At 53.8% G+C, this 17,074-nt stretch carries 15 protein-coding genes; 6 read left to right on the forward strand and 9 right to left on the reverse strand.

Features of this window, described 5'->3' with window-relative positions; genetic code table 11:
• Nucleotides 1–16: 16 nt before the first annotated feature.
• The gene (phoB, locus tag ACM615_RS10175; protein WP_112287479.1) at nt 17–706 is read right to left on the reverse strand and encodes a phosphate response regulator transcription factor PhoB; all 690 of its coding nucleotides are present in this window, start codon (nt 704–706) and stop codon (nt 17–19) included.
• Nucleotides 707–943: 237 nt separating this feature from the next.
• Between phoB and sbcD the strand changes: the two genes are divergently transcribed.
• From sbcD to ACM615_RS10200, 5 genes are all read left to right on the forward strand, one after another.
• Nucleotides 944–2,182: an exonuclease subunit SbcD gene (sbcD, locus tag ACM615_RS10180; protein ID WP_431011830.1), complete on the forward strand. Its 1,239-nt coding sequence runs from the start codon at nt 944–946 to the stop codon at nt 2,180–2,182.
• A complete protein-coding gene (gene sbcC / locus ACM615_RS10185; protein WP_431011831.1) occupies nt 2,179–5,427 on the forward strand; it encodes an exonuclease subunit SbcC in 3,249 nt (1,082 codons plus the stop codon). Before sbcD ends, sbcC begins: the two co-directional genes overlap by 4 nt.
• 236 nt (nt 5,428–5,663) lie before the next feature.
• Entirely contained in the window at nt 5,664–6,677 is a 1,014-nt protein-coding gene (locus tag ACM615_RS10190; RefSeq protein ID WP_112287476.1) for an ABC transporter substrate-binding protein, read from the forward strand.
• Between the two features lie 11 nt (nt 6,678–6,688).
• Nucleotides 6,689–7,453, forward strand: a complete 765-nt coding sequence (locus ACM615_RS10195) for an ABC transporter permease (protein ID WP_113876165.1) — start codon at nt 6,689–6,691, stop codon at nt 7,451–7,453.
• On the forward strand, nt 7,450–8,271 hold the full coding sequence (locus ACM615_RS10200; protein WP_232829820.1) for an ABC transporter ATP-binding protein: 822 nt from the start codon (nt 7,450–7,452) through the stop codon (nt 8,269–8,271). Before ACM615_RS10195 ends, ACM615_RS10200 begins: the two co-directional genes overlap by 4 nt.
• 61 nt (nt 8,272–8,332) lie before the next feature.
• On the opposite strand, the gene mak is transcribed toward ACM615_RS10200, so the two are convergent.
• On the reverse strand, nt 8,333–9,253 hold the full coding sequence (mak, locus tag ACM615_RS10205; protein WP_113876166.1) for a fructokinase: 921 nt from the start codon (nt 9,251–9,253) through the stop codon (nt 8,333–8,335).
• 210 nt (nt 9,254–9,463) lie between these two features.
• Here mak and rdgC point away from each other — a divergent pair, with 210 nt between their 5' ends.
• Entirely contained in the window at nt 9,464–10,378 is a 915-nt protein-coding gene (rdgC, locus tag ACM615_RS10210; protein ID WP_112287473.1) for a recombination-associated protein RdgC, read from the forward strand.
• A 64-nt stretch (nt 10,379–10,442) separates the two neighbouring features.
• On the opposite strand, the gene ppnP is transcribed toward rdgC, so the two are convergent.
• From ppnP to ACM615_RS10245, 7 genes are all read right to left on the reverse strand, one after another.
• Nucleotides 10,443–10,733 carry a pyrimidine/purine nucleoside phosphorylase gene (gene ppnP, locus ACM615_RS10215; protein WP_013576688.1) on the reverse strand — a complete coding sequence of 97 codons (291 nt, stop codon included), beginning with the start codon at nt 10,731–10,733 and terminating at the stop codon, nt 10,443–10,445.
• A gap of 181 nt (nt 10,734–10,914) precedes the next feature.
• Nucleotides 10,915–11,592, reverse strand: coding sequence for an AroM family protein (locus ACM615_RS10220; RefSeq protein WP_431011832.1), 678 nt, complete (start codon nt 11,590–11,592; stop codon nt 10,915–10,917).
• A gap of 4 nt (nt 11,593–11,596) precedes the next feature.
• Entirely contained in the window at nt 11,597–12,526 is a 930-nt protein-coding gene (locus ACM615_RS10225; protein ID WP_431011833.1) for a DUF1177 domain-containing protein, read from the reverse strand.
• A 131-nt stretch (nt 12,527–12,657) separates the two neighbouring features.
• On the reverse strand, nt 12,658–14,235 hold the full coding sequence (locus ACM615_RS10230) for an OPT/YSL family transporter (protein WP_112288213.1): 1,578 nt from the start codon (nt 14,233–14,235) through the stop codon (nt 12,658–12,660).
• A 75-nt stretch (nt 14,236–14,310) separates the two neighbouring features.
• Nucleotides 14,311–15,087: an IclR family transcriptional regulator gene (locus ACM615_RS10235; protein WP_431011834.1), complete on the reverse strand. Its 777-nt coding sequence runs from the start codon at nt 15,085–15,087 to the stop codon at nt 14,311–14,313.
• 542 nt (nt 15,088–15,629) lie between these two features.
• A complete protein-coding gene (aroL, locus tag ACM615_RS10240) occupies nt 15,630–16,154 on the reverse strand; it encodes a shikimate kinase AroL (protein WP_112288211.1) in 525 nt (174 codons plus the stop codon).
• A gap of 274 nt (nt 16,155–16,428) precedes the next feature.
• On the reverse strand, nt 16,429–17,007 hold the full coding sequence (locus ACM615_RS10245; protein ID WP_112288210.1) for a class I SAM-dependent methyltransferase: 579 nt from the start codon (nt 17,005–17,007) through the stop codon (nt 16,429–16,431).
• Nucleotides 17,008–17,074 lie beyond the last annotated feature (67 nt).

The raw sequence follows: 17,074 nt of genomic DNA on the forward strand, positions 1-17,074 counted from the left end.
TCTCCGCTGTGGGGACTCAATAACGCGTTGAAAAACGGTATCCGGTTCCACGAACAGTCTGGATCATTCTGTCATGTCCACTGGTTTCCAGCGCTTTACGTAAACGACGAATATGCACGTCTACCGTGCGATCTTCCACATAAACGTTAGTGCCCCAGACGTTATTGAGCAACTGTTCGCGGCTGTAAACACGTTCGGAGTGGGTCATAAAGAAGTGCAATAATTTAAATTCGGTCGGCCCCATATCGAGCGCCTGCTCGTTGGCCATCACACGGTGAGACGACGGATCCAGGCTTAAACCCTGCATGTCGATCACTTCTTCCACCGCCATTGGCGAGATGCGTCGCATCACGGCTTTAATGCGGGCAACCAGTTCTTTTGGAGAAAACGGTTTGGTGATGTAATCATCGGCACCGACTTCCAGGCCGCGCACCCTGTCTTCTTCTTCACCGCGGGCGGTCAGCATCATCACCGGAATTTCGCGGGTCAGCGCTTCACGTTTGAGATGTTTGATAAACTGAATACCGGAACCGCCGGGTAACATCCAGTCGAGCAGGATAAGTTCAGGGTAAGGTTCTACCAGCTGGCCAACGGCTGAATCAAAATCTTCAGCTTCTACTGCCTGATAGCCATTCTGTTCCAGTACAAAACACACCATTTCACGGATTGGAGCTTCGTCTTCAACCACCAGTATACGTCTTGCCATCGTAGGTCCTGCCAATAGGTTAGCGATCTTTTATTTGATTGCGGGCGCCATTATGCGTCAGTTTTGTGACAGATTTATGAATAGAAATGATGGTTCATTACAGTCAAATATGACAGAGACATTTCTTCTATTCAGCTGCCATCTCGCTGAAATTGGTCTGATTTATCGGGGACAGCGTCCCCCGCCGACGTTTATACTTTGCCCCATTGTCGTCATCCAGATCCATACGGGAGTCTCATGCGCCTGATCCACACGTCAGACTGGCACCTCGGCCAGTACTTTTTCACCAAAAGCCGCGCCGCCGAACATCAGGCATTTTTGCGCTGGCTGACCGGTCAGGTGCAGCAACATCAGGTAGATGCCGTGATTGTGGCAGGCGATATATTCGATACCGGTTCGCCGCCCAGCTATGCCCGAGAGCTTTACAACCGTTTCGTCGTCGAACTGCAACAAACCGGCTGTCAGCTGATTGTACTGGCCGGGAATCACGATTCTGTCGCCACGCTTAATGAATCACGTGAGCTGCTTTCCTGCCTGAATACGCGGGTGATTGCGACCGTCGGCGAAAACCTCTCAGAACAGATTCTGGTGCTCAACCAGCGTGACGGAAAACCTGGCGCGGTACTTTGCGCTATACCCTTTTTACGTCCGCGTGATTTGCTCGCCAGTCAGGCGGGACAATCCGGCAGCGACAAACAGCTGGCATTACAGGAAGCCATCGCCGCGCATTATGACGCATTGTGGCAGGCCGCGCAGACCAAACGGGACGAACTCGGCGTTTCGCTACCGATCATTGCCACCGGCCATCTGACCACGGTTGGCGTCAGCACCTCCGATTCCGTGCGCGACATTTATATAGGCACGCTCGATGCCTTCCCGGCGCAGGCGTTTCCGCCGGTCGACTACGTGGCACTTGGCCATATTCACCGCGCACAGTGCGTCGCCAAAACCGAACATATCCGTTACAGCGGTTCGCCGATTGCGCTGAGTTTTGATGAACTGAGTAAAGCCAAAAGTGTGTACTTACTGGACTTTGAGGGCGCGACGCTCAACGCCATCGACACGCTGGAAATTCCCGTTTTCCAGCCCATGCAGATAATCAAAGGCTCGCTGGCAGAAATCGAAAAACAACTGGCGCAGTTCGAAGGCGGCGATCCGGCCAAACCGGTGTGGCTGGATATTGAAGTCGCCACGCAGGATTATCTCAGTGATATTCAGCGCCGCATTCAGGCGCTGACGGCAGATTTGCCAGTAGAAGTGGTGCTTTTACGCCGCAGTAAAGAACAGCGTATCAACCGCATTGAGCAACAGGAAAAAGAGACACTCAGCGAACTGAGCGTCAGTGACGTCTTTGAAAGACGGCTGGCACTGGAACCGGATCCTGACGAACCGCGTCAGGCGCGGATGCGCACGCTGTTTGCGCAGGTTGTTGAACAGGTCACCAGCGGTCAGAATGCGGAGGACAGCGCACAATGAAAATTCTCAGCCTGCGTTTAAAAAACCTGAACTCGCTGGAAGGCGAATGGAAAATTGATTTCACCGCTGAGCCTTTTGCCAGCAACGGATTGTTCGCCATCACCGGTCCGACCGGCGCGGGGAAAACCACCCTGCTCGATGCCATCTGTCTGGCGCTGTATCATCAGACGCCACGGCTGAACATCACGCCAAGCCAGAACGAGCTGATGACGCGCCACACCGCCGAATCGCTGGCCGAAGTGGAGTTTGAAGTCAAAGGCGTCGGTTATCGCGCGTTCTGGAGTCAGCGCCGCGCCAAAAACTCGCCGGACGGCAATCTGCAGGCACCGAAAGTAGAGCTGGCATTGCTGGCCGACGGCAAAATTCTGGCCGATAAAGTGCGCGATAAACTCGATGCCATCGCCACACTGACCGGGCTGGATTTCGGTCGCTTCACCAAATCCATGATGCTGTCTCAGGGGCAATTTGCCGCATTCCTGAATGCCGATGCCAATGACCGCGCCGAACTGCTGGAGGAACTGACCGGCACCGAAATTTACGGGCTGCTGTCTGAGCGAGTATTTGAGCAACATAAAGAAGCGCGGATAACGCTTGATGGTCTGCACCAGCGCATGGCCGGGATCGAACTGCTCAGCGAAGAACAGCGCCAGACGCTTGAAGCACAACTTGCTGAACTGAACGCGCAGGAAATCACGCTCAGTCAGCAGGCGCAACAGCGCCAGCAGGATCTGAACTGGCTGCAACAGTGGCAGCAGGTGCAGCAAAAACAGCAGCAATCTCAGCAACAACTGACCGCCGCCGAGCAGGAAAATCTGGCCGCCGCGCCGCAGTTACAGCAACTGGCGCGCAGCGAACCGGCAGAAAAACTGCGTCCGTTGCTCAACGATCGCCAGCGTTGTCAGGATGAATCGCAACGTCTTCAGCAGCAACTGGCGCACCTGACGCAGCAGCAGGAACAGCAAATCGCGCAAATGACGCCGCTGAATCTGGCTGTGGAGCAGTCGCAAACGGCACGTCAGAAACAGGCGGAAGAACAGCGTCAGACCCAAACGCTGATCGAAGAAAAAATCCTGCCGCTGGATGGCGAAATCACCCGTTTGCGTAAATCACTGACTGAAACACAGCAGTCTGTCACTGATGTGCAGAAACTTGTCAGTGAGCATAACGCGACGCTGGTGCAAATGACCGCCGAACGACAGAAGCTGGACGAAGAAAGCCGCCAGCATACGACCCGCCAGACCGCGCTGACCGGCGCACTCAACACTGCGCAACAGCGTCTGACTGAGCTGGAAAAACAGCACCCGCTGGCAGCATTGCAGAAACGACAATCCGAACTCACGCAGCTGCGTCCGGTGCGGCAACAGCTGTTTTCACTCGCGCAAATTTTCCCGCAGCTGAATCAGCGCGTGCAGCAACAGCAAAAAGATTTCGTTCAGTATCAGACGCAACTGGCTGAAGAAGAACAGCGTCTGGGCACCATCCGCCTGCAATGTCAGAAACAGCTGGAGCATCTCAACGACGTTAAGGCACTGCATAAACAGGAAATGCTGATCGTCAGCCTCGAAGCCGAACGTGCGAATCTGCAAAGCGGCAAAGCCTGCCCGCTGTGCGGTTCCACATCGCATCCGGCGATTGAACATTATCAGGAGGTCAAACCTTCTGAAACGGCGCAGCGCCTCGAGAAAATGCAACTGGAGTTCGATGCGGTAAAAGCCAGCGGTATCGAACTGGCAACAAAAATTAAAAGTCTGAAAGAACAGCAAACGCGGCTGCAAATCCAGCTGGAGCAAGACCAGCAGCAACTGAATGCGCATACCGCAAACTGGCAACAGCTCAGCGCACCGCTGAACCTGACGTTTACGCTACATGATACCGCCGACATCACTCAATGGCTGACTGCCCGCGATGAAGAAGAACAACAATCGCAGGCGCTGATTAGCCAGCACGAACAGCTGGCCCGGGCGCTGCAACAGGCGAAAGATGCCCTGAATGACGCACTGAACGCGCAGCAGAAAGTGCAGCAGCAAAGCGCATTGCTGACCGAACGCGTTACCCGGCTGGAAGAGACGCAGGCGAAATCTCAGCAAGACGTCGAACGGCTGCAAAAGTTGTTTGCAGAAGGCGAAAAAAACCTTTCAGAACTGACTGCTCAACGCCTTGAACTGTTCGGCAACCGCCAGGTGGCGCAGGTTCGCGAGCACTTACATCAGCAACAACAGGCGGCAGAAAAAGCGGTCAGTGACGCGCAAACCGCATTGCAAAAAGCGCAGGAACAGCGCGATCAGCTGGCCGGGCAACTGGCGAGCACGCAACAGCAACAGTTGCAGGCAACAGAACAACTGACGCAGGCGGAGCAGGCGTGGCAACAGGCGCTGAGTGCCAGCGGATTTGCCAATGAAGCCGCGGTGAAACTGGCGCTGCTGGATGACGCACTCCGTCAGCAGCTTCAGCAACGCAAAGAAAATCTGCAACAACAACTGGCGCAGGCGCAGGCGTTACTGGCGGATGCCGGTCAGCAGCTCGAAAAACATCGTCTTGCCCGCCCGGCTCATCTGAGTGAAACAGAAAGCGATCTTGACGTTCTGACAGCGCAGCTGGCAGAACTGACGCAACAGCTGAAAGCTTTACAGCAACGTCTGGGCGAAGTGAAAAACCAGCTGGAAAGTGACACATTACGCCACAGCGGACAACAGGCGCTGATTGCTCAGATTGCCCAGGCGCAACTGACCTGCGATGACTGGGGTTATCTGAATCAGATGATTGGCTCCAGCGACGGCGCAAAATTCCGTAAATTCGCGCAGGGACTGACGCTCGACCATCTGGTGTATCTGGCGAACCTTCAGCTCGAAAAACTGCACGGGCGGTATTTGTTGCAGCGCAAAACCAGCGATGCGCTGGAATTACAGGTGGTCGATACCTGGCAGGCGGACGCCGTGCGCGATACCCGCACCTTATCCGGCGGTGAAAGCTTCCTGGTCAGTCTGGCACTGGCGCTGGCGCTGTCTGATCTGGTCAGTGATAAAACCCGCATCGACTCGCTGTTTCTCGACGAAGGTTTTGGCACACTCGACGCCGATACGCTGGACACCGCCCTGGACGCGCTCGACAGCCTGAATGCCTCGGGTAAAACCATCGGCGTGATCAGCCATGTGGAAGCGATGAAAGACCGTATTCCGGTGCAAATCAAAGTGACTAAGGTGAACGGTCTGGGCGTCAGCCGCCTGAGCAGTGAGTTTAAAGTCTGACAGATTATCCTGCGGAGCAACTGGCGGGTAAATTGCTAGCCATCTGCTCCGCAATGGATCCTGATTGTGAGCAACTGCGCAAAATTCGCACCAGCGCAGTGCGCTCATTGTTCCCAACCCGCTGAATTCCCGCTTATTCCCTCCTGCCGACAAACTGGCACGCCCTGTGCTTAACGTTATGTATACAAGTTGCAGTACAAGTTGCAGCGCCTGCATAACCGTTAAGGGAACCGCCCATGAATAACATCAAACCTGAAGTCGATAAAAAACGCCGCCAGCTGATGAAATGGCTCGCCATCACCGGCGGCGTCTCCACGCTTGGCGGTATGATCCCGACCTCGGTCTTTGCAGCTGATGACGATGAAATCCGCATTGGTTACTGGCCGATTGTCGGCGGTTTACCGTTATATGTGGCGCTGGAACAGGGCTTTTTTAAAGAAGCCGGACTGAATGTAAAAGGCGTTAAATTCGCCAGCGCACAGCAAATTGTCGAGGGGATGATTACCGGCAGGATCCACGGGTGCGCTAACGGCACGGCCACAGGCGCGCTGGGTCTGGGGGCTATCACCTCACCGGATTTGTTCAAAATCATCTGCTCGAATCCGTCCAATCATCAGCTGGTTCTGGATGAATTTCTGGTGCCGCTGAACAGCACTGCGAAAGCGATCAGCGATCTGAAAGGTAAGAAGATCGCCTGCGGGCCGGGGATCCAGAACGTGACGATGGCGAAGATCATTCTGGAGAAAAATGGTTTCACTAATCCTTCAGTGATCGAACTGCCGGTCGGGCAGCACGCACCTGCGCTGGCCGCCGGACAAATTGACGGCGTGTATACACTCGAACCCACCGGCACCGTCGGGCGCATGAAAAACCTTTCCCGCACGCTGGAAACCGGCGTCATTTCTAAATACGTGCTCGGCAATGCAGACGCGCCCTGGTTCGGCGGCGCCGCGGCGCTGAACTCCAGTTTTATCGCCAGCAAACCGGAAGAAACCAAAAAGTTTATTGCCGCTTATCAGAAAGCGGTGGAATTCATTGCGGCGCATCCTGACAAGGCTCGCGAAAACGTCGCCGGTTACACCAGCATAGAACCGGCGCTGGTGAAAGAGGTGCCGCTGCCGGGCTTTGTGATGTATCCCGATTTAAAAGGCGACAACCTGCAATGGTTCCAGAAATTTTATGACGTCTTTACGGAAAGAAAAATCTTCAGCAAACCGGTGGATGTCGCTTCGCTGATTTATAAAGGATAAGGAGAAACAGGATGACTTCACGCTGGTCTTCAAGGTTACTGCCGCTGGTCGGCCCTGTGCTGCTGTTTTTATTCTGGCAACTGGCCGTCAGCGCAAAATGGCTGAACCCGGTGCTTTTGCCCTCGCCCGTCGAGACGATTGGCTACATGTTCCAGTCATTTTTCGATGCTTCCATGCGCACCGACATCGGCGCAACCCTTTACCGCACGCTGGTATCCTTTGCTTTTGCCGCAGTGATAGGCGTGCCGCTCGGCGTCATTTTAGGCAGCAATGAAAAGATCTATCGCAGCCTGGAATTTCTGATCGACTTCTTCCGCTCCACGCCGTCATCAGCGCTGATCCCGCTGTTTATGCTGATTTTCGGCATTACCGATGCCAATAAAATTGCCATCGCCGCCTTTGCCGCGGTGCTGGTTATCCTGTTTAACAGCGCGTACGGCGTGATGAATGCCAAAAAAACCCGGCTGATGGCGGCCAAAGTGATGGGAATTTCCCGCTGGCATATTTTTAAAGACATTCTGCTGATGGAAAGCCTGGCGCAAACCTTCGTTGGCCTGCGCACCGGTGTGTCGATTGCGCTGGTGATCGTGATCGTCGCTGAAATGTTCATCGGATCGGAAACCGGCCTCGGCCACCGGATCATCGATGCCCAGCAGGTGTTTAACATCAAAGACATGTACGCCTCGATCCTGATCACCGGCGCGCTGGGTTATCTGCTGAACCTGGCTTTTTTGCTGATCGAGAAAAAAACCGTCCACTGGAGTAGCAAAGCATGACGCAACCTCTCTCGCTAAACCCTGATTATAAAGGCCCGCAGTTGCCGCAGTACGCTACGCGCCCGGATACCCATGTGACGATCCGCGGACTGAGCAAGGCGTTTGCCGGACAGCCGCTGTATACCGATCTCAATCTCGACTTACCGCGTGGAAAGATCGTGTCGATCTTCGGCCCGAACGGCTGCGGTAAATCGACGTTAATGAACATGATCGCCGGGCTGATCCCGGTGGATAAAGGCGACATTCTGTTCGACGGCAAAACGCTGGCGCAGACCACCATCGGTTATGTGTTTCAGAACTACCGCGACGCGCTGTTTCCGTGGATGAGTGCCCGCGCCAATATCGCATATCCGCTGATCCGACACGGCATGAGCAAAGCGGACGTCAATGCGCGGGTCGAAGAACTGACGCAAATGTTTGATATCCGCTTCGACCTGAAACGCTATCCGTATGAGCTTTCCGGCGGCCAGCAGCAAACCGTGTGCATCATGCGGGCGCTGGCGACGCGTCCGGAAGTGATGTTCCTCGACGAGCCTTTCTCGGCGCTGGATTTCGAGATGACGCTGTTTATCCGCGATAAATTGCAGGAAGTGCAGCTGGCGACTGGCGTCACCATGCTGATTGTGTCGCATGATCTCGAGGATGCAGTGTTTCTGGCGGATGAGATTTTACTGCTGACACGGCGACCGACGCAGATTGCAGAAATTGTGCCGTTTGACCTGCCGCGTCCGCGTGGTTCTGAAATCATGAGCCACCCGGAATTTATCCGCGTGAAGGCGCACACGCTGGACGTGTTTAAACGGGAGATGGCGCTTTAACTGCTGGATTATGAATGAAATCAGGGGCGCAAACTCTGCCCCCTGAAAATTGATGAAGAACTTATAACGCAAAACGCGATTGCGGCCACAGCCAGGCAGCGCCACGCACTCCGCTCGAATCACCGTGAACCGCTTTGAGCATCGGCGTTTCACATTCCCCGCCAAATACCCATTGTTTAACCAGCAGTGGCACGGTCTGATACAGGCGATCGACGTTGCTCATGCCGCCACCGAAGACAATCACGTCCGGATCGAGAATATTCACTACGTTTGCCAGCGCCTTAGCCAGACGACGCTCATAACGACCCAGCGCCAGTTCCGCCGTTTCATCGCCCTGCTCAACCAGCGCAATAATCTCTGCGCCGTTTAAACGCTGACCGGAATGACGGAAGTAGTCTTCGGCAAATCCGGTGCCGGAAACAAACGTTTCGACGCAGCCTGATTTTCCGCAGTAGCACGGGACTTCGCGGGCAAACTGGATTTCTTCCTCATCCTGCCACGGCAGCGGATTGTGGCCCCACTCGCCTGCGTTGCCGTTGCCGCCCGCGTGCGCCACGCCGTTAAGCGCAATGCCGGAACCGCAGCCGGTGCCGATAATCACGGCGAATACAGTGTGGCGGCCTGCACCTGCCCCGTCGGTGGCTTCGGAAACCGCCAGGCAATTGGCGTCGTTTGCAATATGCACTTCGCGTTTGAGCAACAGCGCCAGATCCTCATCCAGTTGCTGACCGTTCAGCCAGACCGAATTAGCATTCTTCACTTTGCCGGTAAACGGCGATAACGTGCCGGGGATCCCCAGCCCCACGCTGCCGCGCTGTCCGGTGCCTTTCTCGGCGTCCAGCACCAGCCCTTCAATCGCCTTGAGTGTGCGCTCGTAGTCATTTCTCGGCGTATCGACCCGTTTGCGAAACAGCTCTTTGCCTTCATCCGATAACGCAATGACTTCTATTTTTGTGCCGCCTAAATCAATGCCAATTCGCACGTTTTATTCTCCTTTTTATGTCCTGCAGGGTCAGTTTTTCTGAGTCTGTTCAGTTTAGAAGCCAGTGGCCTCTGTCACCAGAATAAGCTGTTATGCAATGTTACAGGCCACGGCGATTTCTTAACGACGACCGGCGCTCAATTGGTTATCATGCCGCCCTGCATTCATTTATTCAGCGTACCACGAGTGCGCCGGGACAGGGATAACGCCATGTTATGGTTTAAGAATTTGTTGGTTTACCGTTTGAGCCGTGAAGTTTCGTTATCTGCTGACGAAATGGAAAAACAGCTTAGTGCTTTCACCTTTACCCCGTGCGGCAGCCAGGATATGGCGAAAACCGGCTGGGTTTCACCGATGGGTTCTCACGGTGGCGACGCGCTGACTCACGTCAACGGCGGGCAGATCCTGATCTGCGCACGCAAAGAAGAAAAAATTCTGCCTTCTCCGGTTATCAAACAAGAGTTACAGGCCAAAATTGATCAGCTCGAAGGCGAACAGCACCGTAAGCTGAAAAAGACCGAAAAAGATTCCCTGAAAGATGAAGTGCTGCACAGCCTGATGCCGCGCGCATTCAGCCGCTTCAGCCAGACGTTCATGTGGATTGATACCGTTAACGGCCTGATCATGGTCGATGCCGCCAGCGCCAAGAAAGCCGAAGATATGCTGGCGCTGCTGCGTAAAAGCCTCGGTTCGCTGCCGGTGGTGCCGCTGACCATGGAAAGCCCGATCGAGCTGACGCTGACCGAATGGGTACGTTCAGGCGAAACACCTGCCGGTTTCACCTTACAGGATGAAGCTGAGCTGAAAGCGATCCTGGAAGAAGGCGGCGTGATCCGCTGTAAAAAACAGGCGCTGGTCAGTGACGAAATCGCCACGCATATCGAAAATGGCAAACTGGTCACCAAGCTGGCCGTTGACTGGCAGGAACGTATCGCCGTGGTGCTGGCCGACGACGGCAGCATTAAACGCCTGAAATTCAGCGACGTTATTCGTGATCAAAATGAAGACATCGACCGCGAAGATTTCGCCGGACGTTTCGATGCTGATTTCGTGCTGATGACGGGTGAACTGGCGGCGCTTATCCAGAACCTGATCGAAGCATTGGGCGGCGAAGCACAACGCTAAGACCGGATGCAGAACGTAAAAAAGGCGCTCATGAGCGCCTTTTTGTTTGTACTGTGTCTGTATATTATTTGGTCAGGTATTTACACAAGTACGAAGTCGTTTCGCCGACCTGTAAGTTGAATTCACTTTTACCCGGAATATAGAAAGTTTCGCCTGGCTTAAACACCTGCCAGTCCGGAGATCCCGGGATCAGCACTTTCAGTGAGCCGCTGATGACGGTCATTTCTTCCGGCTTTGCGGTACCGAACGTGTATTCACCGACGGCCATCACGCCAACGCTGGCTGAACCCGTACTTTCGCTGTCGAAACCAATCGACTTCACTTTCCCGTCAAAATACTCATTATTTTTCAACATAGATTGGCCCTTTGCGATAATTTTCAGAGCCTTCATATTAGGGGCAGAAAGCGTCTTCTGTCACTGATTATTACCGCTTTATCTGCACCAGACGACACCGCCCGCAAAGCGGCGTCACTGATTTGATTTTACGGTCACACAGTGCCATTGTGGATAGCTGTATGCCCCGTCCGTCACATCCTCAGACCACCAGCTCCGCCGCCAGTTTTGCCATCAATACATTCGATAACACCACCGGAATATTCAGATGCTTTTTCAGCACATCCTCGTGATGCCGGTTAAAGCCGATGCAGTCGAGCACCACCACTTCCGCACCCTGTTCAGCCAGACGCATCGCGGCTTCCGTCAGGGTCTTGTCATCAGAAAGATACGGGCTGGCGACCGCAAAACACGGCGCTTTGGCTAATTTGCGCCACTTGTTGGCCTGTTCAACCACTTGGGATTCTACCGGTACCACAATGCCTGCGCGGTGCTGGCCGATAATCGAGCTAATCAGTGGCGGGATAATGCGGTCAGGTTCGAGAAGCAGGGCATTATTTGCGTGCAGATGGTTAAACTCGCCGGTACACAGCAGCAGAATGGTCATGCAGCCCAGCGCTTCGAGCACATCAATCTTTTCCTGTAAGCCTCGCTCTACGCGCGGCGCGGCAAGCTTTACTTGCGAACCATCCAGCAAACGGGTGACCAGCACCGCGTCGCCTTCGGCAGGCGCATAGCGCTGCTCAATTTGCTCCGTGCTTAACCCGTCCAGTAAGCCAACATGCGTGACTGACCCGGCTGGCAGATGCGCCATCAGCAGCGGCATAATATCGCTGCGTGGCGCCTGTCCGATGGTTAACGTTGCAAAGGATGTCATCATGGTGTTACTTCCGGTTTTGCAGGTGACGCAAGCTTCCGTACAGCGACAACAGGAGTTGATATTCATCGGCATCAAAGAACTGACAGGTGCCGCGGCCAAACTCTTTCGCGACTTCAACGGCGAACTTCGCCGCCAGTGCGATATCCACTTCATGACTTGCGCCGGTGCCACAACCGGGCACCACAGATTCCGCTGTAATCGCCACACCGACAACCGGAACGCTGGTCGCCGTTGACGGTTGCAGAATGCTGTTCAGGTGATGCACACCATTGCCGTAAGGCGTGATGTCCTGCGTGGTGATCGGGAAAGTGACTGCCGGTTTGCCGCTGGTCATTTCCATGATGCGCAGTAAATCTTCGGAAACACGCAGGATGTAGCCCTCTTTCACCGTCGGCGAAATCGCGAATCCCTTGTGATTGATAATGCGGTTGCCTTTGGTGGTGTCGATAGAAAGTATCGCGTCCACGCCTTCAACCACTTCGTTATCATTCATGGTCACGTCATCAATCGGCGAATCCATAAAATCAACCGGATCGTGCGGACGGGTCGGCGCGTTCGGGCAAATGTGCGTCGTGATAATCACATCGCCTTCCAGCACATCGCCCTTGCGCTGCATGTCGGCCAGCTTCAGTGCGCTGGTGACGGCGGTAATGGCGCCGTCGGCATCGGATACCAGCCCGATACGCGTCGGACGCGCACCGATGCCGCCCAGACGACCAATGATTCCGAGCGTGGGCGCAGTGCCGCCGCTGCTCTTCCCTTTGCTGCCCGGCACGGTAATGCGGACAAAATCGGTACCGCCTTTCGGGCCCTCCGCACGGTGTGTACTGGCGGTGATCCCCGGATAACGGGCGAATAAGTCCACAATGTCCTGGCCGCTGACATGTGCACTGTCAATCAGTTCGAATACGGTTAATGTCTGTTGCAAACTCATCACAAAATCCTCTTAAAACCCCGCAACCGGCGCATAAGGCGCAGTGGCAAAACGGTCGCGGGCGCTGTTCATCGTGGAACAGTCGGTGTGTCGTGCTGGCTGATTAAGCCCTGGTGTTGGTGCGGTACTCACTACTTTTTGGCGCTGAAAACCGAGGTGAAGAAGCTGTAAAGTGCGTCTCCGGCAATAAATCCTGCCGCCAGCACTTCCATTGGTGTACGCCCTTTTTCACCCCAGATTCGAATAATGATAATGCGCAGCACGATGCCGCAGACGACTGCCCAACCGGCCATCACGCTGTTGATCAGCAAACCGGTGGCGAGCAGTACGCCGAGCTGACGTTTCGGGCCGCCAATCAGCTGTATTAATGCGCCCGGAATGGCCCAGATCAGCAAACTGTGCGCAATCCCAGGCTGTGCACCGGCCTGAATGGTTTTGGCATAAACCCGTGCAACTGGCGGCACTAAATCCTGCGCGAAGTAGCCGTAATGGGCGTACCAGACCACAGGAATGGCGATAATAAAGGCGAGTAAAGCGGCGAATAACTGGATACGGCGGCCATAAAGTTCGGCACGTAAATCTTTGCCGTAACCGCGCAGAATGAACCCGGCTTTCAGATCGAAGCCCATGTCGGCGAACGCCGGACCGGTAGCAGCGGTAAAGCCGGTCAGCACGCACAGCGCCAGAGGCGGGAAGCCAATCAGTATGCCGATAATCAACGTGATCAGCGCCACGGCAAAGGCCGGGAACCAGCCAGAATGCATCGCGGCAATTCCGACAATCAGCTCATGGAAGAACGCGGCAAAGGCGGCGTAAATCACAAATGCAATCAGCATGCTGACTGACATTTCGCTGTACAGCCCGCCCCCCAGCGCCAGCAGTGCGGCAATAGCGATATAGCCGAATGCGCCCAGCCCGAGTGCTTTGCGCACTTCTTTCGCTGGTTGGGTAAAAGTGGTTTTGGCGTCGGCGTTTTTAGCACGCACCACCTGAATCACCTGCAGCAGCGATACCAGCCCGGCACCGACCATCATGCCGTGCGGAATATACATCGCATTAAGATCTAAACCGGCAAGCGGCTGGGCATAAGCGCGGATAAGCAAACCGATGCCAAACATGCTCAGCGCCCAGATATTGCCGATAAACGCCGTGCCGAAGGCCGCCATCGGAATCTTAAGCATCGCGCCCGCCAGCCCGACCACCACACCCGCGACCAGCAACCACGCCTGACGCCCGCCGTTATCACCGGCTTTGATGGCTTCAGCGGCAGCAACGCCCGGTGGCCACGCATTACTGGCCGGGAACACTTTGGTATCAAACAGACGATAAAGCAGGTAGGCATCGAGCAACATCGCCACCGCTACGCCGGTAAACATCGGCATAATCAGTTGCGGCTGGCCCATGACATAAGGGATGGCGATCGGCATCAGCAAGCTGTTTGCCGCACCAAAGGTCGCGGAAGAAATCACAGTTTGCGCCAGATTCTGCGTGTGAACAGAACGGTAACGCTGAAAAGCCTGCATCGGGATGCGCGCCAGTAACATGGCAAACAGCGCACCGATAATCGACGTATTAGGCGTCACGCCCAATGTGGTAATCAGCTGAACTCCGATGATTGCGCCCAAAACAGACAGCAGGATCATCACGATGAGAGTGCCAATATCCTTTAGCGGATTTTCCTTATTATTTTTAGCAGGTTGATCTGACATAAGGCCCCTGGTGTTGGCAAATATTGAAAACTGCGATTTTCCGGGTCCGTTATTAGTCATTACTTTCGCGGTTAATTACCGCTCTGGTAAATGCCAATACTCATCACCCAATTTTTCGGCGAGTTGCCGGGTTACGGCAATCAGCCCTTCCCTGATCCCTTCCGGAATTTCTTTTCCCTGCGCGGGGGAAGGAAAAGATAAACACAACCCCACGAGTTCATTGCGATGCTTATTAAAAATGCTGGTCGCTAACGTACTTATTCCCAGCAGCGTTTCATTATTGGCAAAAGACACGCCGGTCAGTCGCACTTCAGCCAGGCGAGATAACAAAACGTCCAGACTTTTCGGTGCATTCACAGAATGCGCTTCATAGTTACCGCTAAAACGCTCACGGACTTCTTCATCGTAATAACGCGATAAAATGGCCCGGCCAATCGCCGTTTCATGCGCGGGTAAAAGGCTTCCCGCCGGAGTGACCACTTGCAAATAGGTTCTGCCGGGGAACATACGCATCACCATAATGTCACGCCCTTCCAGCATCGAGATGTAACCGGTACATTGCGTAAGCTGACTGAGTTGCGTCATATAAGGCGACGCCAAATCCACCAGCGGCGCCGATAAATAATGGCTTGAGACGGCCAGTAATAACTTTCCAATCTGATAAAGACGGCTGTCCGGATCACGCTCCAGCAACCCTTGCGTTTCCATGGTCATTAGCAAACGCGATACCGTGCTTTTAGGTAATTTTAAATTTTCGACGACATCACTGAATGACAAACCGGGATGTCCCTGTCGGACCCCCTTTTTGGAAAATAACTTCAGCACTGCTGCTGCATTTTCTAAAGTAGTCATAAGGAGGCAGTTCCGGTATATGGAACAGGGTTCCTGTTAAGGTAAATAAAAACTAAAGCTGATACGTGTCAGCGTCAAGCCGTTTATTTTTCCCGCACAAGAAGACAGATAAATGAATATGCTTAAAGAAATTCCTAAAGCCATTCAATTCACAGAAAGAGAGGTTGAATGCCGAGTAATAATGAGGTGACGGACGTAAAACTCAGCAGATAATTTTGATTAAATATTGCGCAAAATATAGAGTGCGATAGAGGCTTCAACAAGAATGATCGTCACTGACCATATCGCGGGCATCGCTTTCGCATGCTGGCTGAAGAAGTGTTTCAGGATTTTCATCATGGGTTCCGTTGCAGAAGTGGACGTAAAAATTAATAACCTGAGTGATTACTTTACGCCTGCACATCACTGCGTACAATACTTAAGCACCCGTGACATTCATCACAAAAATGGCCCGTTTAATTTACACCTTCCGCTACTTCAGGATTTTGGGGCATAAAAAAACGAGCCACAGGGGCTCGTCTTCAGAGTTGGTAGCGGAGGATTTAACGCGCGACCGGCAGTGCCAGCGCATCAAGAATTGCATTCACCACACCCGCAGGGTCCAGCGTTCCGTCTACGACATGATGCGCAGCCTGCTGATAAAGGGCTTCGCGCTCATTCAGGACTTCCATCATTTCTTCGGTAATCGGTTTACCCGTCAGCGTAGGTCGCTGATCTTCCAGCGGGGCATCTTCCAGACGGTTGGCCAGCGTCGAAGCCGGCGAACGCAGATAGATAACCGTTCCTGCATCACGCATGAAATCGCGGTTTTCCTGCGCCAGCACCACGCCGCCACCGGTCGCAATCACCGTGAAGGGCGCGCAAATCGCTTTCAGCGTTTCAGTTTCACGGCGGCGGAAACCCTCCCAGCCTTCACGCTCAACGATGTCCGCCACGCTCATGCCAGAGGTGCGCAGCAATGTCAGATCGGTATCGACAAATTTATAGCCCAGTGCTTTCGCCAGAGCGCTGCCGACCGTCGTTTTACCCGCACCGCGCGCGCCTACCATGAAAATGGGTTGTGTCATTACCGCTATCCTTTATTCCCCGGGAGCCGTTAGCCCGCCTGATGAAAATCCATCATCAATATGAAGTGTGAACATCAAAAATGGTCATTGTACTGGCCTGAAAATGTACTCGCCAGATAGTACAACAAAAAAGCCTCACTGGCAGATTTTTATCACCTGCCGGTGAAGCTTCTGTAGCGTTTTATTTACGCTATGGTGCTCATCATACTGAAAAATCCTTGTTCCGCAAAGGCCTGCGGGCAGCTTTGCGATCCAGCTTCCATAAGTAACTGTATCAGCGAGGTTTACAGATATACACCAGCGCCGGCGGAAAATTCTTCACCACACGAATTTTTTTCCAGGTGAAGTAGCGTGACAGTAATTTCTCAGAGAGATGGCTGTACTGGAACAAAACAAGTACCCCGTCCTTTTCTTTCAACTGCTGGCGGGTAGCCTGCAAAATCCGGATGCTGGTTCGCACTGGCATCGACAGCAGCGGTAAACAGGAGAATACAGCGTCGTACTGCGTACTCATATGCTCAGCAGAATGCGCCATCACCTGCAAACGGGGATCATCCATCTGGTTTAGCTTGCGGACAAACGCAGGCTGAATTTCAAATGCCTCGAGTTTCGCGTCAGCACGCATCCGGCTGAGAATGCGGCGGGTCAGCACCCCGTCGGCTGCGCCCAGTTCAGCTATCTCCAGCGACGTCGCCCAGTCAATCTGGCTAAGCATCGCATGGCACAACCACGGGGATGACGGCATCAGCGTCCCCATCGTTCTTGGTGAAGTAATAAAATTCTGTAAATAGAAAAATTGGTTCTGAATCGAGACCCCGGTGTTCTTAATTGTCATTCTTGCGGCATTCAGCATATTAACTCCTCCTGAGGACATAGACCCTTATATAACGCAAAAATTCTTACGAAATGATTAATAAGAG

The organism is Rahnella sp. PAMC25617 (genome assembly GCF_050606005.1).
GTDB classification, from domain to species: Bacteria; Pseudomonadota; Gammaproteobacteria; order Enterobacterales; family Enterobacteriaceae; genus Rahnella; species Rahnella variigena.

What these genes read in the sequence shown, in the direction of transcription:
- phoB (WP_112287479.1), bottom strand. Translation starts at nt 706, where the DNA reads ATGGCAAGACGTATACTGGTGGTTGAAGACGAAGCTCCAATCCGTGAA.
- sbcD (WP_431011830.1), top strand. Translation starts at nt 944, where the DNA reads ATGCGCCTGATCCACACGTCAGACTGGCACCTCGGCCAGTACTTTTTC.
- sbcC (WP_431011831.1), top strand. Translation starts at nt 2,179, where the DNA reads ATGAAAATTCTCAGCCTGCGTTTAAAAAACCTGAACTCGCTGGAAGGC.
- ACM615_RS10190 (WP_112287476.1), top strand. Translation starts at nt 5,664, where the DNA reads ATGAATAACATCAAACCTGAAGTCGATAAAAAACGCCGCCAGCTGATG.
- ACM615_RS10195 (WP_113876165.1), top strand. Translation starts at nt 6,689, where the DNA reads ATGACTTCACGCTGGTCTTCAAGGTTACTGCCGCTGGTCGGCCCTGTG.
- ACM615_RS10200 (WP_232829820.1), top strand. Translation starts at nt 7,450, where the DNA reads ATGACGCAACCTCTCTCGCTAAACCCTGATTATAAAGGCCCGCAGTTG.
- rdgC (WP_112287473.1), top strand. Translation starts at nt 9,464, where the DNA reads ATGTTATGGTTTAAGAATTTGTTGGTTTACCGTTTGAGCCGTGAAGTT.
- ppnP (WP_013576688.1), bottom strand. Translation starts at nt 10,733, where the DNA reads ATGTTGAAAAATAATGAGTATTTTGACGGGAAAGTGAAGTCGATTGGT.
- ACM615_RS10220 (WP_431011832.1), bottom strand. Translation starts at nt 11,592, where the DNA reads ATGATGACATCCTTTGCAACGTTAACCATCGGACAGGCGCCACGCAGC.
- ACM615_RS10225 (WP_431011833.1), bottom strand. Translation starts at nt 12,526, where the DNA reads ATGAGTTTGCAACAGACATTAACCGTATTCGAACTGATTGACAGTGCA.
- ACM615_RS10230 (WP_112288213.1), bottom strand. Translation starts at nt 14,235, where the DNA reads ATGTCAGATCAACCTGCTAAAAATAATAAGGAAAATCCGCTAAAGGAT.
- ACM615_RS10235 (WP_431011834.1), bottom strand. Translation starts at nt 15,087, where the DNA reads ATGACTACTTTAGAAAATGCAGCAGCAGTGCTGAAGTTATTTTCCAAA.
- aroL (WP_112288211.1), bottom strand. Translation starts at nt 16,154, where the DNA reads ATGACACAACCCATTTTCATGGTAGGCGCGCGCGGTGCGGGTAAAACG.
- ACM615_RS10245 (WP_112288210.1), bottom strand. Translation starts at nt 17,007, where the DNA reads ATGCTGAATGCCGCAAGAATGACAATTAAGAACACCGGGGTCTCGATT.